Source organism: Halomonas sp. I5-271120 (assembly GCF_030553075.1).
Taxonomy (GTDB): domain Bacteria; phylum Pseudomonadota; class Gammaproteobacteria; order Pseudomonadales; family Halomonadaceae; genus Onishia; species Onishia taeanensis_A.
This window is the reverse complement of sequence record NZ_CP130701.1, coordinates 2950539-2974316: the sequence shown is the minus strand read 5'-3', so window position 1 is coordinate 2974316 and position 23778 is coordinate 2950539. Positions and strand designations below refer to the sequence as shown.

General features: G+C 63.7%; 21 protein-coding genes. 14 read left to right on the top strand and 7 right to left on the bottom strand.

What is annotated here, in order from left to right; all coding sequences use genetic code 11:
* Positions 1–76: 76 nt before the first annotated feature.
* The 4 genes from asd to leuC form a co-directional block, all read right to left on the bottom strand.
* Positions 77–1189 carry an aspartate-semialdehyde dehydrogenase gene (asd, locus tag Q2K57_RS13335; RefSeq protein WP_112053227.1) on the bottom strand — a complete coding sequence of 371 codons (1113 nt, stop codon included), beginning with the start codon at positions 1187–1189 and terminating at the stop codon, positions 77–79.
* Between the two features lie 163 nt (positions 1190–1352).
* Positions 1353–2432: a 3-isopropylmalate dehydrogenase gene (gene leuB, locus Q2K57_RS13330; RefSeq protein ID WP_304525360.1), complete on the bottom strand. Its 1080-nt coding sequence runs from the start codon at positions 2430–2432 to the stop codon at positions 1353–1355.
* A gap of 211 nt (positions 2433–2643) precedes the next feature.
* Positions 2644–3297 (bottom strand): 3-isopropylmalate dehydratase small subunit, encoded by a 654-nt coding sequence (gene leuD / locus Q2K57_RS13325; protein ID WP_112053229.1) that lies wholly within the window; start codon positions 3295–3297, stop codon positions 2644–2646.
* Positions 3298–3300: 3 nt separating this feature from the next.
* Complete coding sequence (gene leuC, locus Q2K57_RS13320; protein ID WP_304525359.1) at positions 3301–4740, bottom strand: 3-isopropylmalate dehydratase large subunit; 1440 nt, start codon at positions 4738–4740, stop codon at positions 3301–3303.
* A gap of 374 nt (positions 4741–5114) precedes the next feature.
* Between leuC and Q2K57_RS13315 the strand changes: the two genes are divergently transcribed.
* Both Q2K57_RS13315 and Q2K57_RS13310 read left to right on the top strand, forming a co-directional pair.
* Complete coding sequence (locus Q2K57_RS13315) at positions 5115–6038, top strand: LysR family transcriptional regulator (protein WP_112053231.1); 924 nt, start codon at positions 5115–5117, stop codon at positions 6036–6038.
* Between the two features lie 96 nt (positions 6039–6134).
* Entirely contained in the window at positions 6135–7496 is a 1362-nt protein-coding gene (locus tag Q2K57_RS13310) for a hypothetical protein (RefSeq protein ID WP_304525358.1), read from the top strand.
* A 106-nt stretch (positions 7497–7602) separates the two neighbouring features.
* On the opposite strand, the gene Q2K57_RS13305 is transcribed toward Q2K57_RS13310, so the two are convergent.
* Positions 7603–8127 carry a zinc ribbon-containing protein gene (locus tag Q2K57_RS13305; RefSeq protein WP_112053233.1) on the bottom strand — a complete coding sequence of 175 codons (525 nt, stop codon included), beginning with the start codon at positions 8125–8127 and terminating at the stop codon, positions 7603–7605.
* Between the two features lie 200 nt (positions 8128–8327).
* Between Q2K57_RS13305 and leuS the strand changes: the two genes are divergently transcribed.
* From leuS to holA, 3 genes are all read left to right on the top strand, one after another.
* Positions 8328–10916, top strand: coding sequence for a leucine--tRNA ligase (gene leuS, locus Q2K57_RS13300; protein ID WP_304525357.1), 2589 nt, complete (start codon positions 8328–8330; stop codon positions 10914–10916).
* A 103-nt stretch (positions 10917–11019) separates the two neighbouring features.
* Positions 11020–11535, top strand: coding sequence for an LPS assembly lipoprotein LptE (lptE, locus tag Q2K57_RS13295; protein ID WP_304525356.1), 516 nt, complete (start codon positions 11020–11022; stop codon positions 11533–11535).
* Between the two features lie 17 nt (positions 11536–11552).
* Positions 11553–12611 carry a DNA polymerase III subunit delta gene (holA, locus tag Q2K57_RS13290; RefSeq protein ID WP_304525355.1) on the top strand — a complete coding sequence of 353 codons (1059 nt, stop codon included), beginning with the start codon at positions 11553–11555 and terminating at the stop codon, positions 12609–12611.
* An 84-nt stretch (positions 12612–12695) separates the two neighbouring features.
* On the opposite strand, the gene Q2K57_RS13285 is transcribed toward holA, so the two are convergent.
* The gene (locus tag Q2K57_RS13285; RefSeq protein WP_304525354.1) at positions 12696–14663 is read right to left on the bottom strand and encodes a hypothetical protein; all 1968 of its coding nucleotides are present in this window, start codon (positions 14661–14663) and stop codon (positions 12696–12698) included.
* Between the two features lie 418 nt (positions 14664–15081).
* Here Q2K57_RS13285 and Q2K57_RS13280 point away from each other — a divergent pair, with 418 nt between their 5' ends.
* The 6 genes from Q2K57_RS13280 (at position 15082) to Q2K57_RS13255 (ending at position 21091) form a co-directional block, all read left to right on the top strand.
* A complete protein-coding gene (locus tag Q2K57_RS13280; protein WP_112053238.1) occupies positions 15082–15747 on the top strand; it encodes an ABC transporter permease in 666 nt (221 codons plus the stop codon).
* A gap of 45 nt (positions 15748–15792) precedes the next feature.
* Complete coding sequence (locus Q2K57_RS13275) at positions 15793–16971, top strand: ABC transporter ATP-binding protein (protein ID WP_304525353.1); 1179 nt, start codon at positions 15793–15795, stop codon at positions 16969–16971.
* Positions 16972–16974: 3 nt separating this feature from the next.
* Positions 16975–17706, top strand: coding sequence for an ABC transporter permease (locus Q2K57_RS13270; RefSeq protein ID WP_304525352.1), 732 nt, complete (start codon positions 16975–16977; stop codon positions 17704–17706).
* 130 nt (positions 17707–17836) lie between these two features.
* Complete coding sequence (locus Q2K57_RS13265) at positions 17837–18718, top strand: glycine betaine ABC transporter substrate-binding protein (RefSeq protein ID WP_304525351.1); 882 nt, start codon at positions 17837–17839, stop codon at positions 18716–18718.
* 101 nt (positions 18719–18819) lie between these two features.
* Entirely contained in the window at positions 18820–20169 is a 1350-nt protein-coding gene (locus Q2K57_RS13260; RefSeq protein ID WP_304525350.1) for an MmgE/PrpD family protein, read from the top strand.
* Positions 20170–20248: 79 nt separating this feature from the next.
* Positions 20249–21091 carry a nitrilase-related carbon-nitrogen hydrolase gene (locus tag Q2K57_RS13255; protein WP_304525349.1) on the top strand — a complete coding sequence of 281 codons (843 nt, stop codon included), beginning with the start codon at positions 20249–20251 and terminating at the stop codon, positions 21089–21091.
* 21 nt (positions 21092–21112) lie between these two features.
* Here Q2K57_RS13255 and Q2K57_RS13250 read toward each other — a convergent pair whose 3' ends face one another.
* Complete coding sequence (locus tag Q2K57_RS13250; protein WP_304525348.1) at positions 21113–21643, bottom strand: HPP family protein; 531 nt, start codon at positions 21641–21643, stop codon at positions 21113–21115.
* A gap of 338 nt (positions 21644–21981) precedes the next feature.
* Between Q2K57_RS13250 and Q2K57_RS13245 the strand changes: the two genes are divergently transcribed.
* The 3 genes from Q2K57_RS13245 to Q2K57_RS13235 all read left to right on the top strand — a co-directional run bounded on the left by Q2K57_RS13245 (position 21982) and on the right by Q2K57_RS13235 (position 23775).
* On the top strand, positions 21982–22380 hold the full coding sequence (locus tag Q2K57_RS13245) for a PA2779 family protein (RefSeq protein ID WP_112053586.1): 399 nt from the start codon (positions 21982–21984) through the stop codon (positions 22378–22380).
* 64 nt (positions 22381–22444) lie between these two features.
* A complete protein-coding gene (locus tag Q2K57_RS13240; RefSeq protein ID WP_304525347.1) occupies positions 22445–23353 on the top strand; it encodes a PA2778 family cysteine peptidase in 909 nt (302 codons plus the stop codon).
* 2 nt (positions 23354–23355) lie between these two features.
* A complete protein-coding gene (locus Q2K57_RS13235; RefSeq protein WP_304526701.1) occupies positions 23356–23775 on the top strand; it encodes a secondary thiamine-phosphate synthase enzyme YjbQ in 420 nt (139 codons plus the stop codon).
* Positions 23776–23778: the final 3 nt, after the last annotated feature.

Sequence of the window (23778 nt, the reverse complement as noted above, 5' to 3'; positions counted from 1 at the left end):
CCGGCGTTCGGTGACGCTCATCAGCAACAAAAACGCCTCCCCGAAGGGAGGCGTCAGAAACGACGTGCAGAGCGAATTACTGCTCGCGGAGAATCTTCAGCATGCGCTTGAGCGGCTCGGCGGCCCCCCACAGCAGCTGGTCGCCTACCGAGAAGGCAGACAGATACTCGCCGCCCATGGCCAGCTTGCGCAGACGGCCCACGGGTACATTCAGGGTGCCGGTCGCGGCAGCCGGGGTCAGACCCTCGATGGTGGCGTCCTTCTCATTGGCGATGACCCGCACCCACTCGTTGTGCTTGGCCAGACGATCCTCGATCTCGTCGATCGGCACATCCTGCTTGAGCTTGATGGTGAAAGCCTGGCTGTGAGAGCGCATGGCACCGATGCGCACGCACAGGCCATCGATGGGAATCGGGTTGTTATCGAGGCCGAGAATCTTGTTGGTCTCGGCGCCCCCCTTCCACTCTTCCTTGCTCTGGCCGTTTTCCATCGGCTTGTCGATCCAGGGCAGCAGGCTACCGGCCAGCGGAGCACCGAAGTTTTCGGTCGGGAAGCTTCCACTGCGCATGGTCTCGGTGACCTTGCGATCGATGTCGAGGATGGCACTCGCCGGGTCGGCAAGCTCGGTGGCCACGCTATCGCGCAGACCGCCCATTTGATTAAGCAGCTCACGCATGTGCTTGGCGCCGGAGCCGGAAGCGGCCTGATAGGTCATCGAGGTCATCCACTCGATCATGTTGGCCTCGAACAGGCCACCGAGACCCATCATCATCAGGCTGACCGTGCAGTTGCCGCCGGTGAAGGTCTTGGTGCCACGGGCCAGTTGGGCTTCGATAACGTCGCGGTTGACCGGGTCCAGCACGATGGTGGCGTCGTCGGCCATGCGCAGGGTGCTGGCGGCATCGATCCAATAGCCCTTCCAGCCGGTCTGACGCAGGTCCTTGTAGACCTTCTCGGTGTAGTCGCCGCCCTGGCAGGTGACGACCACGTCCAGCGCCTTGAGCGCGTCCAGATCGAAGGCGTCCTTGAGCGGGGGCACGTCCACGCCGACATCGGGCCCGGGCTGGCCGACCTGGGAAGTGGTGAAGAACACCGGCTCGATGCCGACGAACTCATTGTCTTCCTGCATGCGCTGCATGAGCACGGAGCCCACCATGCCACGCCAACCCACGAAACCGACTGTCAACATGTGAAGTCCTCCAGAAAAGAATTAGCGGGTAAGTATACACGAGCCGCCCCCGTCGCACAGATGGGGCCGGTTCTATCGAAATTTCAACCCTTTACAGGCGAACATGGATCACTCACTGAGCCCTGCCAAACCGGCCTTGCTGGCTCGAGCTTGAATGCCTGGCTCACTGTGTATTGAACGCCGCCAGCACGGCATCGCCCATCTCGCCGGTAGACACCTGGCGAGTACCGGCATAAGCAATGTCGGCGGTGCGCAGGCCATCGTCCAGCACTTTGCCTACGGCCGCCTCGATGCGCTCGGCCAGAGCCGCCTCATTCAGCGAGTAGCGAAGCATCATCGCCACCGAAAGGATAGTCGCCAGCGGATTGGCAATGCCCTGGCCGGCGATATCCGGCGCGCTGCCGTGGCAGGGCTCGTACATGCCCTGGCCGTCGGCGTTGAGCGAGGCCGACGGCAGCATGCCGATCGAGCCGGTGAGCATGGCGGCGGCGTCCGACAGGATGTCGCCAAACAGGTTGCCGGTGACGATCACATCGAACTGCTTGGGCGCGCGCACCAGCTGCATGGCGGCGTTATCGACGTACATGTGGGAGAGCTCGACGCCCGGGTACTCCGGTGCCAGCCGCTCCATGACCTCGCGCCACAGCATGGTGGCCTCAAGCACGTTGGCCTTGTCCACCGAGCACAGCTTGCCGCCGCGTTTGCCCGCCATTTCGAAGGCCACCCGACCGATGCGCTCGATTTCGCTTTCCGAGTAGACGTAGGTATTGAAGCCCACCCGCTGGCCGTCCCGCTCCTCGATGCCGCGTGGCTGACCGAAGTAGATGCCGCCGGTGAGCTCGCGCACGATCATGATATCGAGGCCGGACACTACCTCTGGCTTGAGGCTCGAGGCCTCCGCAAGCTGCGGATAGAGCAGTGCCGGGCGCAGGTTGCCAAACAGCGAAAGCTCCTTGCGCAGCCCCAGCAGGCCCTTCTCGGGACGCTTGCTGATATCTTCGAGCTTGTCCCACTTAGGCCCGCCCACTGCGCCTAACAGGATCGCATCCGCGCTGCGTGCCTGGTCGAGGGTCACCGCCGGCAGCGGTTCGCCGTGGGCGTCATAGCCGGCACCGCCCACCAGGCCTTCCTCGATGTCGACGTCAAGGCCAATGGCCTGGCAGGCCTTGAGGATCTTGACCGCCTCAGCGGTAATTTCCGGGCCGATGCCGTCCCCCGGCAGAACGAGAATCTTGCGGCTCATGTGCTGTGGCTCTCTTAGCAATCGGGCCCGCGCAGCGGACCCGGTCGTTCGATGATTGAACCGCCAGGCTAGGCGAGCCCGCCTGACGAAAAAGAAGATGGCGCTTCCCTGCGCGTTCGCCCCCTAAGGGCATCCCTTTTCTTCAGTGTCCAGCGTTGAGGCTGGAAGGTTGGCCCCACCGATGGCAGACATCAGTGGGGCCGGTTCGCTATCAGGCCTTGGCTGGCTCGCGGAACAGCCAAGGCCGTGCAGCCCGATGCTTGGTCTCAAAGTCGTGAATAGCGTCTTCGTCCTGCAGGGTGATACCGATGTCATCGAGGCCGTTGAGCAGGCAGTGCTTGCGGAAGGCATCGACGTCGAACTCGAGAATTTCGCCGGCCGGCGTGGTCACACGCTGGTTCTCGAGATCGACGTCCAGACGGTAGCCTTCATTGGCCTCGACCTCCTTGAACAGCCGCTCGATGACGTCCTCTTCGAGCGTTACCAGCAGGATGCCGTTCTTGAAGGCGTTGTTGTAGAAGATGTCGGCGAAGCTCGGCGCGATGACCACGCGAAAGCCGAAGTCCTCAAGTGCCCAGGGCGCGTGTTCGCGGGAGCTGCCACAGCCAAAGTTGCGCCGGGCCAGCAGCACGCTGGCGCCCTCATAGCGTGGCTGATTGAGCACGAAATCGGGGTTGAGCGGACGCTGCGACGCATCCTGGCCCGGGTACCCCTCATCCAGATAGCGCAGGGCATCAAACAGGTTGACGCCAAAACCGGTGCGCTTGATCGACTTCAGAAACTGCTTGGGAATGATCAGGTCGGTATCGACGTTGGCCCGGTCGAGCGGTGCCACCAGGCCCTGCTGACGTTCAAACTTGTGCATGGTTCAGGCCTCCTGGGGCTGGGTGTCGAACTGGCGAACATCGACGAAATGGCCGGCAATCGCCGCGGCGGCCGCCATCGCCGGACTGACCAGGTGAGTACGTCCGCCGAAGCCCTGGCGACCCTCGAAGTTGCGATTCGAGGTCGAGGCACAGTGCTCGCCGGCACCGAGCTTGTCAGCATTCATGGCCAGACACATCGAACAGCCCGGCTCGCGCCACTCGAAGCCCGCCTCGGTGAAGATCTTGTCGAGCCCCTCGGCTTCGGCCTGACGCTTCACCAGCCCGGAGCCCGGCACCACCATGGCAAGCATGATGGAATCGGCGACCTTGCGACCCTTGGCGACCTTGGCCGCCGCACGCAGGTCTTCGATCCGCGAATTGGTGCAAGAACCGATGAACACCTTGTCGAGGCGGATATCGGTGATCTTTTGCTTGGCCGCGAGCCCCATGTATTCCAGTGCCCGGCTGTAGCTGCCCTTGACGGTATCATCGGCGGACTCGGCGGGATCGGGGACCTGGCCGGAGATGCCGGTAACCATCTCGGGGCTGGTGCCCCAGCTGACCTGAGGTTCGATGTCCTCGGCGCGAATCTCGACCACCTTGTCGAAGGCGGCATCGGCGTCGGAGACCAGCTCGCGCCAGTCGGCGACGGCGGCCTCCCACTGCTCGCCACGGGGAGCGAAGGGGCGCTCGCGCAAATAGTCGATGGTGGTGTCGTCGACGCCGATCAAACCGACCCGAGCGCCCGCTTCGATGGCCATGTTGCAGACCGTCATGCGGCCCTCCATCGACAGCTCGCGCATCGCGCTGCCGGCAAACTCGATGGCATAGCCGGTGCCACCGGCAGTGCCGATGCGACCAATGATCGCCAGCACCACGTCCTTGGCGGTCACGCCGGTGCCGAGCGAACCTTCGACCCGCACCTGCATGTTTTTCATTTTCTGGGCCAGCAGGCACTGGGTGGCCAGCACGTGCTCGACCTCGGAGGTGCCAATGCCGTGGGCAAGGGCCGCAAAGGCCCCATGCGTCGCGGTGTGCGAGTCGCCGCAGACTACCGTCATGCCCGGCAGTGTCGCGCCCTGCTCCGGACCGACCACGTGCACGATGCCCTGGCGAGCGTCATTGATGCGAAATTCCTCGATGCCAAAGGATTCGCAGTTGTCATCCAGGGTCTGTACCTGGATCAGCGATACCGGATCCTTGATGCCGGCATTGCCCTCGGCGCGCTCGATCACCGTGGTCGGCACGTTGTGATCGGGGGTGGCGAGGTTAGCATCCAGGCGCCACGGCTGACGCTTGGCCAGACGCAGCCCCTCGAATGCCTGGGGCGAGGTCACTTCGTGCAGCAGCTGACGATCGATGTAGATCAGCGCGGTGCCATCATCGCGCTCCTTCACCAGGTGCTGTGACCACAGCTTGTCATAAAGCGTCTGGCCTGCCATGTCTCTCCTCCACGGGGCTGTGTTCGCCCTCTGATTGATCTCGCCGCACCTAGCGCCACTGGCGTCTAAGGTGTCGTTGCCATGACCCCGAGGTTAGGGGGCACTACACATAAAAGCAATTCATGTTATTTATGATATGGATTCCATATTAGAATACATAGCGACTGAGACGCCTCCCTGCACAACCATGTGCACAACCATGCGCACAACCATGAGGCTAAACGGCACGACGATGAGGCACGAAGGGCCTGTCTGTCCCTAAACCTTTCCCTGAACCTGACTTCAGGCCCTGACCCAGGCCCCTGTCCAAGAGCCAGGTCTCGATGCAAGTTCCGCTTCAGGCGCCATCACTGCTAGCTCACGAGGAGACGACCATGGACACCCAAAGCCTGCAGGCCTTCCTGGCCGTCACCGACTGTGGCTCCTTTTCGCTGGCCGGAGACCAGCTGCACCTGACGCAACCCGCGGTCAGCAAGCGCATCGCCACTCTTGAGGATCAAGTGGGCTCGCGGCTCTTCGATCGTATCGGCCGCCGGGTCACCCTGACCGAGGCCGGCGCCCTGCTGCTGCCCCGCGCTCGCCAGATTCTGCTGATGGTCGACGACAGCCGCCGGGCGCTGTCGAACCTTGCAGGCGACGTGGCCGGCAGCCTGACGCTCGCCACCAGCCACCATGTCGGCCTGCACCGGCTGCCGCCCCTGCTCAAGGCTTTCACGCACGACCATCCTGCCGCCAATCTGGACCTGCGCTTCCTCGATTCCGAGCAGGCCTACCAGGGCGTGCTCGACGGTGCCCTGGAGATCGCCGTGGTTACCCTAGCGCCGGTACCCGACCCGCAGCTGACGGTGGTCCCGGTATGGATCGACCGGCTGCGCTTCGTCTGTGGCAATGACCACCCTCTTGCCCAGCACGCGGCACGCCATGAGCGGCTCTCCATGTCGGCACTGGCCGCTCATCCCGCGGTATTGCCGGGCCCATTGACCTTCACCCGCGGCATCGTGCTGGAGACCTTTTCCCGCGAGGAGCTGAGCGTGAAGGTGGGGCTATCGACCAACTATCTGGAGACGCTGAAAATGATGGCCTCGATCGGGCTGGGCTGGAGCGTGCTGCCAGAGAGCATGATCGACGAGGGCCTGCACATCCTGCCGATCGACCACCACCCCATCGAGCGGCCGCTGGGCTACCTGGTGCATCGCAATCGCACGCTCTCCAACGCCACCCGGGCGATGATCGACCTGCTCGAGGCGGCACGCACGCCCGAGGCCCGCCAGTGGGCGCTGCCACCCTCTAAGGCTTGACGGCTCATAACCCCGCCGTCTGCTTGACCAGATCGCCCGGCTTGCCCGGCCCCCTCGATTTGCCTAGCATGCTATTTTTTGCCCGGATTATCGCCCATGCCGCCTCACTCGCCGTCGCCTTCAGCGGACGCTAACCGCCCGTCTGCCTCCACTCCTGCCAAGATTAGCGGGCGGCAGCGATTGGCAGGCCTGGTGATTGCTCTCGGCCTGGCGTTGCAAATCGCGCGCCTGGCCGGCATCGCCGTAGTGGCGCCGCTGGTCGGGATCGCCTTCTGGCTGGCAATGACCCTGCTGTGGGGCGACATGCCCACCCGCAACCGTCGCCAGGTCGGGGCGCTGGCGGCGATCGGCGCGGCGCTGCTGGTAATCAGCCGAACCGTCTATGGCGAAGCGCTTGCCTGGAGCCAGGTGCTGGACGGCAATACCTTCGTGGTCGCCATGCTAGTGGGGGTCAGCTTCATCGGCCTGATCAACCGCGCCCCGCCGTCGCCCGGCACCCAGATACTCGGTGGGCGAGGCGTAATCACCACCTGGCTGAGCGTCCACCTGCTCGGCGCGATCCTGAATCTATCCTCGGTCTTTCTGATCGGCGATCAGCTCAAGCGCGCCGACGGCCTGCGCCTGCCTCAACTGCTGACACTCAACCGCGGGCTCTCGAGCGCAGCACTCTGGTCGCCGTTCTTCGCCGCCATGGGCGTGGCCATGGGCCTGGCGCCCGAGCTCGACTTTGCCGTCGTGCTCGCCGCCGGCGTGCCACTGGCTGCACTCTCCGGCGTGCTGACGCGCCTAGAACTGGCGCGACGCTTCGATCTTGACGATGTCGCGGGCGTCTCGCTTTCCCCGCGCAACCTGCTGATGCCAGTGGGCCTGGCGGTGCTGGTGCTGGGCTTTCACTATGGCCTTACGCCTGGGCTTTCCATCGTCAGCATCATCACCTTTCTGCTGCCGGCCACGGCGCTTGCCGCCAACCTGCCCCGCGGCCTGACCTTTACCTCGAAGCGAATGGTGCAGCATACCCGGGAGCGGCTGCCGGCGATGCGCGGCGAAATCTCGCTATTCCTGGCAGCGGGACTCTTCACCCAGGGGCTCTCGACCTTCATCGATGCGGTCACCGGCGGCCAGTGGGTGCTGTTCGAACACTTCGGGGCGGGGGAAGCCATGCTCAGCTACCTGGCCATCGTCGCCAGCGCCGTGATCGGCCTGCACCCGATCATCGGAATTTCGACGCTGGCCTCGGTGTTGAACCTGGAAAGTGCCACCCAGCCCCTGCTAGGCGTGGTGGCGCTGACCTCCTGGGCGGTGGGCGCCGCCATCGGGCCGTTATCGGGGATCAATCTGTCGTTACAGGGCCGCTATGGCACCAGCGGCGGGATGATGATGCGACACAACCTGGTCTATGCCCTGGTTATGTCGCTGGGGGTCTGCCTGGCGATTGGGATACTGGCCACCCTGAGTTGAGTGGGCAGCCAGTTGCTGACTCACCAGGCGGGCACCGACAAGACCTCAGCTCGCCTGGGCGGGCAACAGAAAGGTCGTGGGCAAAGCGCCGAAGACAGCCAGCGAGCTACTGGCTGGCGACCTGAGGCCCTCGCGCGAAATAGCGATGCCCGCACTGATGACATGGCTCGAGGCGGGCCACCTCGCCAAGTGTGAACTCGGCGCTGCAGTGCACGCAGCTCAATAGACCGGGGGCGATCATCTCGCCCTCACAGTAGTCGGCGCGGGCCGCCTCCAGGTCGTCCTCGAAGTGCGCCCGATCGATCACGGTACGGTCGGCGATCGAGAACAGTGCCTCACGGATATGCCGCGACAGCACATCGAGATCGATACCCAGCCAGCTGGCCACACCTTCACCGCCGGCGGCGAGATAGTGACGCATGTCCTTCAGGTCGCGCTCGACCCAGGCGCGCAGCAGTGACAGCTCGTCGCGGGTGTAGTCCTCGACCTCCGCCTCGAACTCCACTGCATCGTCGAGATCCTTCTGCAGGTTTTCCCACGACAGCTCATTGGCGCCATCCTGAAGCCGTCCCAGCAGACGTTCATAGCCCTCACGCAGGCGATGGTCTGAATGCTTGTCCTGATCGCTCATCTGAGCCTCCTTTGAAACCTTCCTTGATCTGGCCATACTCTGGCCAAGTGCGAGGCCCCTACCTGCTCAGGCCCCGCTGCGGTATGCTTGGTCCCCATTTAGACGCTATCTTCCCGTGCCATCAAGCCTTTTGCTTCTCGATCGCATGGGAAAGTCCTCTGCTTTTCGCCACCGACGCTACAAGGTAATCACTCAGACCGATGGACGCACAGTACAAGCCTCACGACATCGAACGCGACGCCCAGCAGTTCTGGACCAAGCACCAGTGCTTCAAGGCAGTGGAAGACGCCAATCGCGAAAAGTTCTATTGCCTATCGATGTTCCCCTACCCCAGCGGCAAGCTGCACATGGGGCACGTGCGTAACTACACCATCGGCGACGTGGTCTCGCGCTTCCAGCGCATGCAGGGCAAAAACGTGCTGCAGCCCATGGGGTGGGACGCCTTCGGTATGCCCGCCGAAAACGCCGCCATCAAGAATCAGGTGCCGCCGGCCGAGTGGACACACCAGAACATCGACTACATGCGCGACCAGCTCAAGGCGCTGGGCTTCGCTTATGACTGGGGCCGCGAGTTTGCCACCTGCGACAGCGACTATTATCGCTGGGAACAGTGGTTCTTCACCAAGCTGGTGGAAAAGGGCCTGGTCTACAAGAAGATGTCGACGGTCAACTGGGACCCGGTCGACCAGACCGTGCTTGCCAACGAGCAGGTCATCGACGGCTGTGGTTGGCGCTCCGGCGCGCCGGTTGAGCGCAAGGAAATCCCGCTGTGGTTCCTGAAGATCACCGACTACGCCGAAGAGCTGCTCGCCGATCTCGACCATGTCGACTGGCCCGAGCAGGTCAAGACCATGCAGCGTAACTGGATCGGCAAGTCCAAGGGCGTCGAGCTGGCCTTTGACGTGACCGGCCATGACAGCGCCGAACCGCTGCGGGTCTACACCACCCGCCCGGACACCCTGCTGGGCGTGACCTACGTGGCCGTGGCCGCCGGGCACCCGCTGGCCAAGGCCGCCGCCGAGCACAACCCGGCGCTTGCCACCTTCAACGAGGAATGCGCCCACGGCGGCACCTCCGAGGCCGAAATGGCCACCATGGAGAAGAAGGGCATGGATACCGGCTATCTGGCCGTTCATCCCCTGACCGGTCGTCAGGTGCCCATCTACGTGGCCAACTTCGTGCTGATGGAATACGGCACCGGCGCGGTGATGGCGGTACCCGCCCACGACCAGCGCGACTGGGAATTCGCTACCAAGTACGACCTGCCCATCGAGCCGGTGATCGCCGGCGAAGACGGCCAGGCACCGGACGTCTCCGCCGCCGCCCATGACGAACACGGCGTGCTGATCAATTCCGGCGAGTTCGACGGCCTGGACTTCCAGGCGGCCTTCGATGCCATCGCCGCCAAGCTGACCGAGCAGGGCCACGGCGAGGTCAAGACCAACTTCCGCCTGCGCGACTGGGGCGTGGCGCGCCAGCGCTACTGGGGCGCGCCGATCCCGATCAAGTACGGCCCGGAAGGCCAGACCGTGCCGCTCACCGACGACGAGCTGCCGGTCTGCCTGCCCACCGAGGTAACCGTCGATGCCTCCGGCTCGCCGCTCAAGAAGATGCCCGAGTTCAGTGATCTCGGCGACGGCTGGGTGCGCGAAACCGACACCTTCGACACCTTCATGGAATCCAGCTGGTACTACGCGCGCTTCTGCTGCGCCGACAACATGGACGCCATGCTCGACGAGCGGGCCAACTACTGGCTGCCGGTGGATCTCTACATCGGCGGCATCGAGCACGCCATCCTGCATCTGCTGTATGCGCGCTTCTTCCACAAGCTGATGCGCGACTTCGGCCTGGTCGAGTCCGACGAGCCCTTCAAGCGCCTGCTGACCCAGGGCATGGTGATCGCCGAGACCTACTACCGGCCCGCCGCCAACGGCGGCAAGGACTGGTTCAATCCGGCCGACGTCGAAGTCAAGCGCGACGACAAGGGCCGGCCGGTGAGCGCCGTGCTGATCGAAGACGGCGAGCCGGTGGAGATGGGCGGCATCGAGAAGATGTCCAAGTCGAAGAACAACGGCGTCGATCCCCAGGCGATGATCGACCGCTTCGGCGCCGATACCGTGCGTCTGTTCATGATGTTTGCCGCGCCCCCGGAGCAGTCACTCGAATGGTCCGACACCGGCGTCGAAGGCGCCCACCGCTTCCTCAAGCGCCTGTGGCGCCTCGTGGCCGAGCATGCCAATGCCGGCACACCGGGCGACCTCGACCTGTCGGCGCTAAGCGAGCCCCAGCGCGAACTGCGCCGCAAGACGCACGAGACCATCAAGAAGGCCAGCGACGACATCGGCCGCCGTACCACCTTCAATACCGCTATCGCCGCGGTAATGGAGCTGACCAACGCCATCGGCCGCTTCCAGAACGAGGGCGAGCATGCCAGCCCTCAGGACCTGGCCGTCGCCCGCGAGGCCGTGGAAGCCTGCGTGCTGCTGCTCTCGCCGATCACCCCGCACGCCTGTCACGGCCTGTGGGCCGAACTCGGCCACGACGAGCCGGTCATCGATGCCGGCTGGCCGGCATTCGACGAGTCGGCCCTGGCCCGTGACTCCATCGAGCTGGTGGTGCAGGTCAACGGTAAGCTGCGCGCCCGCCTCGAAGTGCCCGCCGATGCCGACAAGGCCGCCATCGAAGCTCAGGCCATGGCCGCCGAGAACGTCCAGCGTCACCTCGAGGACAAGACAGTGCGCAAGGTCATCGTGGTGCCGGGCAAGCTGGTCAATATCGTTGTTGGCTAGCGCGTTGTTGGCTAACGGGTCATTAGATGACGGGTTGTTGGATAACGGGTTGTTAAGTAAAAGGTTGTCGGATCAGCCGGTCAAGCACACGAGGGAATCGATCATGCAACGCCGCCGCTTTCTGAAGCAGGGTCTAAAGGTCGCCGTGGGCGCGGCCGCCGTGAGTACGCTGGGGCTTGGCCTCAGCGGCTGTGGCTTTCAACTGCGGGGCTACGGTGAGTCCATCCCTGCCCTGAAAGCGCTGGCCCTGGCCGGCGCCAATGACGACCTTGCCCCCGTGGTGCGCGAGGCCCTAACCCGTGCCGGAACCCAGGTCGACGATCAGGCCGCCCTGCGCCTCAACCTGGGGCGCGCGACCATCAGCGAGACCAACCGAGGCATGGCCGGCGCCGGCAGTCGCGACATCGACCTGACCCTGACGGCGCCCTTCTCGGTGCAGCGCCAGGCCGACGATGCCTACCTGCTCGACCAGCAGACCCTCGAGGTCAGCGAGCGCATCAGCGTCAACGACAACGACCTGCTGGCCCAGGATGATGCGCGTCGTGCCGCTAGGAAGAGTCTACGCGAGGCCGCCGCTCGCCAGCTCCTTGAGCGGCTGCGGCCACTGGCCGAGCAATAACGGAGCCGTATGGCCGTATGAAGGTATTTCCCGACAAGCTCCCCCCGGCGCTCGCCAAGGGCCTGCCGCCGGTGGTGATCGTCGCCGGCGACGAACCCCTGATCCATATGGAAGCCTGCGACGCGGTGCGCGCTGCCGCCCGTAATGCCGGCATCGAGGAACGCGAGGTGCTGCACGTCGAGAACGGCTTCCAGTGGGGGCGGCTTACCGAGTCCGCCGCCAGTCTGTCGCTGTTCGCCTCGTCGAAACTCATCGAGCTGCGCCTGGGGAACCAGGCGCCCGGCCAGGAAGGCGGCAAGGCTCTGGAAGCCTACGCCGAGCAGATGAAGGGCAGCGACAACGTGCTCTTGATCATGGCTGACAAGCTCGACCGCCGGCAGCAGCAGAGCAAGTGGTTCAAGGCATTGGACAAGGCCGGGCTCTTCGTACCGGTATGGCCGGTGGATCACCAGCGCCTCGGCTTCTGGATGCGCGATCGCGCCAGCCACCATGGCCTCAGCATGGATATGGAGGCCGCCCGTCTGCTCGGCGAGCGCACCGAAGGCAATCTGCTGGCCGCTGATCAGGAACTGCAGAAGCTCGCGCTGCTGATGCCTCGGGGCGCCCGACTGGATGTCGCATCGATCACTCAGGGCGTCGAAGATAGCGCTCGCTATGATGTCTTCACCCTGAGTGACGCCTGCCTGCGGGGCGAGCGCGAACGCGCCTCACGGATCCTCAAGAGCCTGCAGCGTGAAGGCCTCGAGGCCCCCATCGTGCTGTGGGCGCTGACCCGTGAACTGCGCATCCTGCTCTCGCTCTACCAGCATCTTGACCAGGGGCAGAGCTTCGAGCACGCCTGCAAGGCCCAGAAACCGCCGATCTTCGACAAGCGACGTCCCGCCTACCAGCAGGCCCTGAACCGGCTGCCGGTCAAGCGTCTGCACAAGCTGCTGATGTTTTCTCAGCGCCTCGATTTGGCCATCAAGGGCGCCAGCGCCGTCCCACTGTGGGACGGCCTCCACGACCTGGCACTGACCCTGGCCGGCGGTCGCGGCCTGCTGGCGGAATCGCCGCAGTCCTACAAGGTCGGCTGATTCTGCTCATGCCTCAGCTTCATCGCGGGTTCTGAAAGCCTCGCCAAGTGATGCACTGCGGGCCACAGCCCGCAGCGCCATCACCTAAACGTTCACCGCCCAACTGGTGCGCCCAAGTTCCATGACGCGGGCCACCTCGCCCGCGGGAACGGCTTCCATGTCACCGAGCTCCAGCGGGTCCAGGTGATACACGTAGAGCCGCGAGGCAAACTCGGCGATGGGAAGTGACGCCTCTCCGTTGAGCTCATCGTTGCCCTGAATCGCGCAGACGATACCCTGCCCCCAGTCCTGGCCGCTGTCGTTGTTGGGATTGAAGAAATAGACACGCATCTCATCCTTGGCGTCCAGCGCCACGCGCAGGATCGTGATGGCGTGTCGACCCACATAGCGCCCCCCGCTGTCGGTGACGGCGATGCCGGCCGGCTGGGGGTGGATCACCGGCATATTGCCGTTGTAATAGGGGTGGTAGCTGGCATAGAACTGACGTATGAACCCCTCATAGTCGTCGATCTTACCGGTGTCGATGTTAACCACCACACGGAAGCCGTGACCCACCCACCAGCCGTAGAACTCCGGGTTGATCCAGCGATGCAGGTCATCGTCCCTCACACCGCAAAGACGCCCCATTTCCATGTAGAGGCGGTCGAGATGCGGTACCAGAATCAGGGATACGGCATCGACATCCAGTGGGGGCTCCTTGGCAAGGCCGGAGTCCAACCCTTTGGACGAGATCTGCTGGCCCTCGAACCGCGTGAGCACCTCGTCATCACGGGCGGCCCAGGCCACGAGCTGCAACAGGTAATCCGGGTCATTATCAGCCCACATGGATAGCCCGATCACCGACTGACAGGTGGGGTTGTTGCCCTGCCCGACGCCCAGAGGCAGACCCAGAATACTCAGCACGCCGGCAAGCAGGTAGACCCTGGGTGGATGTGCGTCGCCAAAGACCTCTATCAAGGTTTCTGAAGTCGCAACGGAAAGCTTCAGTTCAATTTGCCGCCACAGCCCGGCGGCGACCGGTGAAGCAAAAAGGGCACCGCGTTCAAGCAGCATGAAAAGGCCATACACCGCCTGAGTGGTTTCAGGGAAAATCGCCTCATCAATCAGCCGGTACACCAGCGCACTGTAGCATTGCAGGGCATCGGTGCCCGTCATGCTCAGCCCCAGGGCTTCGGGGATCAAATCGTCAAACTGGCCGCGCAGGTGACGCAGGAAAACGGCGTGATACGCCGATACCAGCCCCGTTTCATGCATCGCACGCGCGAAGGCACAAGCCTCGTCGGCCAGGGCAACCCGATCCATGGCCGAAAGGCGTTCGGCATACTCCGTCAAGCCGGGATCTTCACGGCAGCCCGGGGTCGGACCGAAGAGTGCACTGACCAGGCGCGCAGCCCCCTCCGTACCGGCGGTTTCGATCTCCGGGTCAAAGAGGCACTTGGCAATCTGGCTGACCATTTCCTTGATGCTGTCGGTCTGGATCGGGCGCTGGACCAACAGACGTCCGACTTCGTCGACCAAGCTGGCGAGAATGCTCTCGTAGCCCAACCAGACCAGCAGGTATTGATACAGCGACTGTACGATAGCGCCCAACGCCTGAGGGCGCTCGCGGTCCGCCTCGCTCATCTGCCCGGCCAACAGGTCCAGGTTCAAGGCCATCACCTGGGTCAGGAAATTCCTGGCCTGTTCGGCAGAAATACCCGGATGAAAGTAGTCCCCTGATGCCACCGCCAGCAGGCGAAGCTCACTGAGCGCCTCAATGACCGTGATCTCGGCACTGCTTTGTCGCAATGAACGCACCGCCAACACCGGCTGCAGGATGGAAGGCTGTGCCCAGTCCCGTCCGGCGAAGACGCCCGCCGCCTCCACGTCAGAGACGCGAGCGTACAGCGCATCCAGCCCCTCGCTCGTCGTCATGACGACTCTGGCCGACTCCAGCACCTCGCCGCTGGGGGCCTTGGGGTCCGTCGTGCGGGCCTGCCTGAACTGCTCAAGAGTCGCCTCAAAATTGGCGACTGCCTGGCGAGTATCGATAACGGGATGATCTGTGTTCATGACACCGGAGTACCTTCCATTGCGACTCATTGCGGCAAAGTTGCCAATCCCTTTACTCGTGGAGCATATAGGGAAACCCTGACGGCTGATATGGCCGCTGCTCACAGATCTCAGCGCCTCAAGCCATCTTCCTCATTCCCCTCTTCTCCCCCCCTCTTCTCCTCTTGCGCAACATCATGAAGCGGCACAAAGTAAGCGGTCGCTTACGCGCTTGAATCACCATTATCAATAATTGGCATTTTGTATCGTCATCCATATCGATAACAAATGGCTATGCCGCTCTGCTACGCTTAGCCGGTTCCCGCGCCGGCACCCCTGTCCGCGTGATTATCGGAAGCTCGCACTAATGCGCTGCACCGTCATCCCGGGCCGGCGAACTCCTGCCGGTCTTGAGACACAATAATCAAGGAGACGACGCTTGGAACTGTTTCAATATGCTCTGGACAACCTGGAGCTCTTGCTGACCCGCACCATCGAGCATATCTCCCTTGTGGGTGTAGCGGTCGGCATCGCGACCCTGACGGGGGTGCCGATCGGCATCGCCATCACCAAGAACGAGCGCGCCGCCAAGACCGTGCTCTACATCGCCTCGATCATCGTGACGATCCCCTCCATCGCACTGTTCGGCATCATGATCCCGATTCTATCGGTCATCGGTCAGGGCATCGGTTACATGCCGGCGGTCATCGCGGTGCTGCTCTATTCGCAGTTACCGATCATTCGCAACACCTACACCGCCATCAACAACGTCGATCCAGCACTGCGCGAGGCCGCTCGCGGCATCGGCATGAGCCAGAACCAGCGCCTGCGCATGGTCGAGATCCCGCTCGCCGTGCCGGTGATCATGGCCGGCGTGCGCACCGCAGTGGTGCTCAACATCGGCGTCATGGCCATCGCCGCCTACATCGGCGCTGGCGGGCTCGGCACCTTCATCAGCCGCGGTATTTCCCAGTCCGATCCGCGCCAGCTGATCCTCGGTGCCGTGGCCGTCAGCGTGCTGGCGATCATTGTCGACTATTCACTGCTGGCGCTGCAGAAGCGCCTGACGCCCAAGGGGATGGAGCGCGCCGCCGCCGCCACCTGAGCCGTCATTCGTGCCACATTCTGCCGACCAGACAAGGACCGCTTCATGATTCGACTCGATAACCTGACCAAGGTCTTCGACACGCCCAAGGGCGCCGTGACCGCCGCCGACCACATCAGCATGGAAGTGCCGAGCGGTGAAATCTGCATCCTGCTCGGCCCCTCCGGCTGCGGCAAAACCACCACCCTGAAGATGATCAACCGCATCATCCGCCCGACCTCGGGCAAGGTGTTCATCAATGGCGAGGACACCACTAGCCTCGACACCCAGGACCTGCGGCGCAACATCGGCTACGTGATCCAGCAGATCGGTCTGTTCCCCAACATGACCATCGAGGAAAACATCACCGTGGTGCCCAAGCTGCTGGGCTGGGACAAGACCAAGTACCGGGAGCGCGCGCGGGAGATGATGCGCATGATCGCCCTGGAGCCGGATGCCTTCCTCAAACGCTACCCAAGCGAGCTTTCCGGCGGGCAGCAGCAGCGTATCGGCGTGGCCCGGGCGCTGGCCGCCGATCCCCCGGTGATGCTGATGGACGAACCCTTCGGCGCCATCGACCCGATCAACCGGGCGGTGATTCAGGACGAGTTCCTGAAAATGCAGCAGGACCTCAAGAAGACGATCATGTTCGTCAGCCACGACATCGACGAAGCGATCAAGATGGGCGACCGCATCGCCATCTTCCGCGCCGGCAAGCTGGTGCAGTACTCGGAACCCGATGAGCTGCTGGCTGCGCCCAAGAACGACTTCGTCGAGTCCTTCCTCGGTGAGGACCGTGCCCTCAAGCGCCTCAACCTGGTCAAGGTGCGCGACCTGGCCAGCGACGAAATCGGCCTGGTGCGCCCGGACGACACTCTCGACACCGCGCTCAAGCGCATCGAAGAGTACGGCTACCAGAACAGCATCGTGATGGTGAACGACAGGCGCCAGCCGGTGGGCATCATCAACGCCGCCGTGGCCCGCACCACCAAGGGCCATTGCCGGGATCACTTCCAGAGCGTGCCGGTGGTGGTCAGCCTCGACGACGACCTGCGCAAGGTCGCCTCGCTGATGTTCGCCAACGACATGACCTGGGTAGCCTGCGTCGATGATGACGGCCGCATCGTCGGCCAGATCACCCAGCGGGCGATCACCCACCACCTGGGCTCACGCTACCGGACTCACTCGCGGGACGAGGCCACTCTGGATGCCGCGGCATCGCTGTCACCGGCCGACAAGGAGTAAGCCATGCCGACGCTGAACCTCTCAGGGGCAGTGCGCCTGCTGGTGCTGGTGGCAGTCTTCGTGGCCGGGGTCTGGAGCCAGTCCAGTGGCGTAATCGACGACTTCATTTTCTACATACCAGACATCCAGTATCTGGCGGTGCAACACCTGTGGCTGACCGCCATCTCCGGCAGCCTGGCAATTATCGTCGCCATCCCGCTGGGCACCCTGCTATCGCGCCCCAGCATGGAAAAGGTCGCCGAATCCGCGATGCAGGTGCTCAACGTGGGCACCACCATCCCGACGCTTGCGGTGCTGGCGCTGTCGATGAGCTTTCTGGGCATCGGCACCTTGCCTGCCGTGTTCGGGCTTTTCGTGGCGACCCTGCTGCCGATCACCCGCAACACCTACACCGGGCTCAAGGGCGTTTCGCCGGCTCTCAAGGAAGCTGCGGCAGGCATTGGCATGTCGCCAACCCAGCGCCTGCTGCGGGTCGAACTGCCCAATGCGCTGTACGTGATTTTTGCCGGTATCCGCACGGCGCTGGCCATCAACATCGGCACCGTGCCGCTGGCCTTCCTGATCGGGGCTGGTGGCCTTGGCGAGCTGATCTTTACCGGCATCGACCTCTATGACCCGGTGATGATGCTCTCCGGCGCCATTCCCACGGCCTTGCTGGCGATCGTGGTGGATATGCTGATCGCCATCACTGCCTTCCTGCTGGTGCCTAGAGGCGTGAACCCAGGCCGGGCCTGATTCAGGAGACCCAAGGCCGGCAGCGACTCGGCCAGCAAGGACGCACGACCCACTGCAAAACGCATGACTGACGCCTCGTCATTCACAACCAATAATTAATGACCGACAAATCACAGACAGGAGCGACACCATGAAAACCTTGATGACCCTGCTCACCGGCGCGGCACTGGCCGGCACCATGGCCACCGCCCAGGCCAACGAGATCGTAGTGGGTGGCAAGAACTTCACCGAGCAACAAATCCTTGCCAGCATGACCAGCCAGTATCTCGATGGGCTGGGCTATGACGTCGAGAAACGCTCCGGCATGGGCTCCGCCGTGCTGCGCCAGGCCCAGGAAAACGGCCAGATCGACTTGTACTGGGAATACACCGGCACCTCGCTGATCAACTACAACGACGTCACCGAGCGCCTGTCGCCGGAAGACACCTACACGCGGGTCAAGGAACTCGACGCCGAGAAGGGCCTGGTCTGGCTCGCGCCCTCCGATGCCAACAACACCTACGCCCTGGCCATGCGTGAAGACGATGCCCAGGAACGCGGCATCGCGACGCTCTCCGACCTGGCCCAGGCGGTCAACGACGACGAAGGCCTGACTTTCGCCCTGAATGCCGAGTTCTATGCTCGCGAAGACGGCTGGCGCCCGCTGCAGCAGGCCTATGACTTCCGCGTCGGCCGCGGCGACGTCAAGCGCATGGATTCCGGCTTGGTTTACCAGGCCCTGCGCGACGCACAGGTCGACGTCGGCCTGGTCTTCGCCACCGATGGCCGCATTCCGGCCTTCAACTTCCAGGTCCTCGAAGACGACCAGAACTACTTCCCGGCCTATGCGCTGACCCCGGTGGTGCGCGAAGAAACCCTTGCGGCCAACCCCAAGCTCGAGGGCCAGATGGACAAGCTCTCCAGCCTGCTCGACGACGCGACCATGTCCAGCCTCAACGCCCAGGTCGACGTCGAGAAAGAAACCATCGAACGAGTCGCCGAAGGCTTCCTCAAGGAACACGACCTGCTGTGATCGACGCCTGAGCGGGTAGCGCCCCGCTTGCGCGATCGTCTCGAAGGCCGCCCCAGGGCGGCCTTCTTTTTGCCACCCGCCCTGCTCCCGAGATCACTGCCATGCCTGAGCTGACGAAACAGGAACTCACCGCGCACGAGCCCCCCACAAAGGATCAGGCCCCGCTCGCCTGGATGCACCGGGTCGATCTTTCGACCCTCGACGAGGCCGACCTGCACCAGGCCAAGCGCTGCCTACTCGACTTGCTGGGCGTAGCCGCCGGCGCCACCCGCACAGCGCTTGCCGACAAGGCTGCGCGCTTCGTGACCACCCAGCATGGCGGTGACCGTCCGCTGCTGTTCGCCCCGGGGCAGGCCTCGCCCACCGGCGTCGCCCTGCACGGTGCCTGGCTGATCGATGCGCTCGATGCCCACGACGGTCAGGTGCTGACCAAGGGACATTCAGGCGTGGCCCTGCTGCCCGGCCTGCTTGCCCTGCCCGAGGTCGCGCAGCTGTCGGGACGTGACTTTCTTGCCCTGCTCGTCTACGGCTACGAGATCGCCACCCGGGCCGGGATCGCCCTGCATGCGCAGAGCCCGGACTACCACACCTCGGGCGCCTGGAACGCACTTGGCGTCGCGGCAGTGGCCGCTCGCCTGCGCGGCTTCGACATCGAGACCCTGCATCACGCACTCGGCATCGCCGAGTTCTATGGTCCGCGCAGCCAGATGATGCGCTGCATCGACCATCCGACGATGCTCAAGGACGGTTCCGGCTGGGGTGCCATGACCGGCATCTCGGCGGCCCTGCTGGCCGAAGATGGCTTCACCGGCGCCCCAGCGCTGACCGTAACGGCGCCTCAGGTAGCCTCTATCTGGCAGGACCTGGGCGAACGCTGGTACGTGCATGAACAGTACTTCAAGGCCTATCCGGTGTGCCGCTGGGCGCAACCTGCCGTTGAAGCCGTGCTCGCGCTACCCGCTGATAAGCGCGACCCGGCAAGGATCGCACGCATCGAGATCATGACCTTTCACGAGGGCAAGCGCCTGCATGTGACGCACCCAGCAACCACCGAGCAGGCCCAATACAGCTTGCCCTGGTCGGTGGCCTGCGCCCTGGGCCGTGGCACCGTGGATGTCGCTGGGGTCTGCGACGAACTCGAGGCTCTGGACCTCAGGGCCCTGGCCAGCAAGGTGGAGATTCATGAAGATGAGGCCTTCAACGCCCGTTTCCCCGCCGAACGCTGGGCGCGCGCCAAGCTGCATCTCGACAGCGGCGAGGTCATCGAGAGCGCAGACTTCGAGGCCCGCGGCAACCCGGACAAGCCCCTCTCGGACGCCGAGGTGATCGACAAGTATCAAGCGCTGGCAGAGCCCGTACTAGGCGAGAGAGCGACACGGCTTCGCGAGGTAGTGATGAGTCTGGAAGTCCGCAACGCAAGCGAGCTGCTGGGCCTGCTGAGCGCGCCTTGAAGCACCGCCAGGCGGGTGCGATGATCCACGGCGATGGCTCGTTGCCCCACCTCCCGTCATCCCATATCGAGACCCGACCATGCACTACCAGGATCACCTGCGCGTCGGCGCCGCCCAGATCAACGCCACCTTAGGCGATGTCGATGCCAACCTCGAGCGCCATCTGGAAATGATTGCCAAGGCCCGCCACGCCGGGCTGGAACTGCTGATCTTTCCCGAACTCTCGCTGACCGGCTACGGCATGGGTAACCAGGTAATCGAACTGGCTTGCCCGGCCCAGGACCAGCGACTAGCCGGCCTCGCCCAGGAAGCCGGCGAGATGCAGGTTGTGGTCGGCTTCGTCGAGGAAGCGAGCCCCGGCGAGTACTACAACGCCCTGGCGATTCTTCAGCATGGCGCACTTCAGGCCGTGCACCGCAAGCTCAACCTGCCAACCTACGGTGGCCTGGAGGAAGGTAAGCTCTTCACTCACGGCAGCGAGCTTAACCACGTGGACGTACGTCCGGGCTGGTCCGCGACCTCGCTGATCTGCGCCGACCTGTGGAACCCGGGGCTGGTGCATGCCGCCCTGCTGGCAAGGCCCACGGTACTGTGCGCGCCGATCAACTCGGCCTCGGGCATCGTCAGCGATGACTTCTCCAACGAGCAGAACTGGGCCATCAACCTGCACTTCTACGCCATGACCTATGGCACGCCGGTGATCATGGCTAATCGCTTCGGCCCCGAGGGCGGGAGTCACTTCTGGGGCGGATCACGCATTCTCGGTCCACGTGGCGAAACCCTGGCGCTGGCCGAAGATCGAGAGATGCTGATCGAGGCCCGGCTGTCACGCACCGCCATTGCCAAAGCCCGCTTCGAGCTGCCCACTCACCGCGACGCCGACACCCCGCTGGTCCGCGAGCTGATGGCCGGCTATCGCTGACGTCGAGGGAGAACCGCCAGCTCAGCGCCAGTGAACCGGATAACGCCGGTGACGCGCCAGGTTGTTGACCAGAATCGCCACCCCCAACATCAGGGCGCAGCCAATGCCCACCGGCAACAGCGGATACCACCACCCCAGCGCATGTACCTCAGGCCCGCCGATGACGGCGATCAGCGCCGCGGCGGCACCGGGTGGATGCACGGTGTGGGTCAATTGCATGACCAGAATGGCCAGCGACACCGACAGCGCCACGGCCACCGCAGTAGCCCCCAGCAGCTGGAAGCAGCCTACCCCCACCATGGCTGAGAGCATGCTGCCGATGAGCACATTGCGGGGCTGTGCCAGGGGGCTTGCCGGAACGGCATAGATCAGCACCGACGTCGCACCAAAGGACCCCACGATCAGCAGCTGGCTGCTCAGCCAGTGCGCACTCAGCCAGCTGATGGCCAGCATGCCGGCGAAGGCGCCAAACCAGGACCAGAGCGCATCCCGCCAGCAGGCTCGGGGGCGTTGAATAGGCTCACCACGCATTTTCGAGAGATAGGATTTCACTGACTCATACTTCCTGCACTCAAAGGGTGCGAGAGTCTCGCAAAGTGCACCAGGAAAGTGAAGTTCGCCTTATCTATATGACTATATCCTGACCCACCAGCACCAGGGGAGCCCAGCCTGGGGAGAGATGTAAGGGGTCACCTAAGGGGCGATGTCCGTCGCCACGGCTACTGGCGGTCTCCCCCTCCCAATCGCATACAGAAAAGGCATGAAAATCATCGTTATCTCCCCGTATACTGAGCATGCATCGCGTGTCGCTAGATCGTTCCCAAGACTTGGATGTCTCGGATCATCAAGAAGAAGCCAAATGCCAATTCAGCAATAAGGATCATTCCATGATGAAGAAACTCGCTCGCGTCATTAGCCCGCTGTTGATTGCCTTCCTGGTACTGGGCAGCCTGCCCGCAGTGGCGTCGGTGCCGGCCACACAGGCCAACGACCTGGTCTCGACGCAGGATGCCCTCAGCGCTTCGCAAGTGGCCTCCGATCGGGAACGCATCAACGAGCTGCTAGCCCGCGAGGACGTTCAGCAGCAACTGCTGCTGCAAGGCGTTCAGCCGGCAGAAGTGAAGGCCCGCGTGGCAGCGCTGTCCGACGAGGAAGTGTCCCAGATGGCCAACCAGCTCGACGAAATGCCGGCCGGTGCCAGCGTGGTTGGCGCCCTGTTCGCGGTGTTCGTGATCCTGCTGGTCACCGACATCCTGGGCCTGACCAATGTCTACCCGTTCGTGCGTTGATCGTATGACACGCCCATCTATTTGGCACCTGCCGAACGCCCGCACTGCGGGCGTTCTGCTTTGTGTGCTAAGCCTTCTGCTACTGGCCGGCTGTGCCAGCACGCCGCGCATCTCAAACCCCGAGCGGCTCGGCATTCCTCTAAAGGCAAGCATCGCGGATGTGCCCTTCTTCGGCCAGCGCGACTACCAGTGCGGCCCTGCCGCTCTTGCCATGGTGCTCAACGATAGCGGCGTGGAGATAGGCGTCGATGCCCTGATCCCGCAGCTGTTCCTGCCCAACCGTCAGGGCAGCGTGCAGCCAGAAATGCTCGCCACGGTGCGCCGCCAGGGGCGCATTCCTTTCGTGCTCGACAATGACATCGAATCGCTGCTCAAGACGCTGGCCGCCGGCCAACCGGTGGTGGTCATGCAGAATCTGTCGCTGCCGATCGCCCCGCTCTGGCATTACGCTGTAGCCATCGGCTATGACCTACCCGAGGAAACGATCCGGCTGCACACCGGCTTCAAGCCCAGTCAGGACATGGCGCTCTCCACCTTTGATGCCACCTGGGCCCGCAGCGACCGCTGGGCGATGGTCGCCCTGCCGCCCGGCGAGATTCCTGCCGGCACCTCCGCCGAGGCGGCACTCCGCGCCATCAGTGATGCCGAACGGGTGCAGAGCGCGGTTGAACTACGACCCAGTTGGGAGGCGCTTGTCGAACGCTGGCCGGGGCTCGCCATGGGCTGGTTTGGGCTCGGCAATGCGCGCTACTCAAGCGGCGACCGAGCCGGCGCCGCCGATGCCTTCCGGTTTGCCACCCTGCATGACCCGGAGCTTGCCGCAGCATGGCTCAACCTGGGGCTGACGCTCCATGGCCTCGGTCAGGAGCAGGAAGCCCGCACGGCCCTCGAGCAGGCCGCCCGGCTACCGGGCAAATGGCAGGACACGGCCAACGCCAAACTCGCTGCACTCTTCCCGAAGAAGGCCCCTTGACCATGTGGCAACAGAACGAGATTCGCCTCGCCCCGCGCTCGCGGGGCTTTCACCTGATCACACGCGACATCGAAGGAGGCCTCGAGGGCCTGTCCGCCATCAACATTGGCCTGGTGCATCTTCAGCTCATGCACACCTCAGCCTCGCTGACGCTGAACGAGAATGCCGACCCTGATGTTCGCCACGACATGGATGCTTTCCTGCGCCATATCGCACCTGGCGACCTGCCCTTCTTTCGACACACCATGGAAGGGCCGGACGACATGCCCGGCCATATCGGCGCCAGCCTGTTCGGCACGCAGCTGACGCTTGCGGTGAGAAACTGCCGCCTGGCGCTCGGCACCTGGCAGGGGGTGTGGCTCGGCGAGCATCGTGACCATGGCGGCTCACGGCGGATTATCGCCACCCTCAACGGGGAGTGAGCG

Bases quoted from the DNA above. Each gene is read 5' to 3' on its own strand.
- asd (WP_112053227.1), bottom strand. From the start codon at position 1,189: ATGTTGACAGTCGGTTTCGTGGGTTGGCGTGGCATGGTGGGCTCCGTG.
- leuB (WP_304525360.1), bottom strand. From the start codon at position 2,432: ATGAGCCGCAAGATTCTCGTTCTGCCGGGGGACGGCATCGGCCCGGAA.
- leuD (WP_112053229.1), bottom strand. From the start codon at position 3,297: ATGCACAAGTTTGAACGTCAGCAGGGCCTGGTGGCACCGCTCGACCGG.
- leuC (WP_304525359.1), bottom strand. From the start codon at position 4,740: ATGGCAGGCCAGACGCTTTATGACAAGCTGTGGTCACAGCACCTGGTG.
- Q2K57_RS13315 (WP_112053231.1), top strand. From the start codon at position 5,115: ATGGACACCCAAAGCCTGCAGGCCTTCCTGGCCGTCACCGACTGTGGC.
- Q2K57_RS13310 (WP_304525358.1), top strand. From the start codon at position 6,135: ATGCCGCCTCACTCGCCGTCGCCTTCAGCGGACGCTAACCGCCCGTCT.
- Q2K57_RS13305 (WP_112053233.1), bottom strand. From the start codon at position 8,127: ATGAGCGATCAGGACAAGCATTCAGACCATCGCCTGCGTGAGGGCTAT.
- leuS (WP_304525357.1), top strand. From the start codon at position 8,328: ATGGACGCACAGTACAAGCCTCACGACATCGAACGCGACGCCCAGCAG.
- lptE (WP_304525356.1), top strand. From the start codon at position 11,020: ATGCAACGCCGCCGCTTTCTGAAGCAGGGTCTAAAGGTCGCCGTGGGC.
- holA (WP_304525355.1), top strand. From the start codon at position 11,553: ATGAAGGTATTTCCCGACAAGCTCCCCCCGGCGCTCGCCAAGGGCCTG.
- Q2K57_RS13285 (WP_304525354.1), bottom strand. From the start codon at position 14,663: ATGAACACAGATCATCCCGTTATCGATACTCGCCAGGCAGTCGCCAAT.
- Q2K57_RS13275 (WP_304525353.1), top strand. From the start codon at position 15,793: ATGATTCGACTCGATAACCTGACCAAGGTCTTCGACACGCCCAAGGGC.
- Q2K57_RS13270 (WP_304525352.1), top strand. From the start codon at position 16,975: ATGCCGACGCTGAACCTCTCAGGGGCAGTGCGCCTGCTGGTGCTGGTG.
- Q2K57_RS13265 (WP_304525351.1), top strand. From the start codon at position 17,837: ATGAAAACCTTGATGACCCTGCTCACCGGCGCGGCACTGGCCGGCACC.
- Q2K57_RS13260 (WP_304525350.1), top strand. From the start codon at position 18,820: ATGCCTGAGCTGACGAAACAGGAACTCACCGCGCACGAGCCCCCCACA.
- Q2K57_RS13255 (WP_304525349.1), top strand. From the start codon at position 20,249: ATGCACTACCAGGATCACCTGCGCGTCGGCGCCGCCCAGATCAACGCC.
- Q2K57_RS13245 (WP_112053586.1), top strand. From the start codon at position 21,982: ATGAAGAAACTCGCTCGCGTCATTAGCCCGCTGTTGATTGCCTTCCTG.
- Q2K57_RS13235 (WP_304526701.1), top strand. From the start codon at position 23,356: ATGTGGCAACAGAACGAGATTCGCCTCGCCCCGCGCTCGCGGGGCTTT.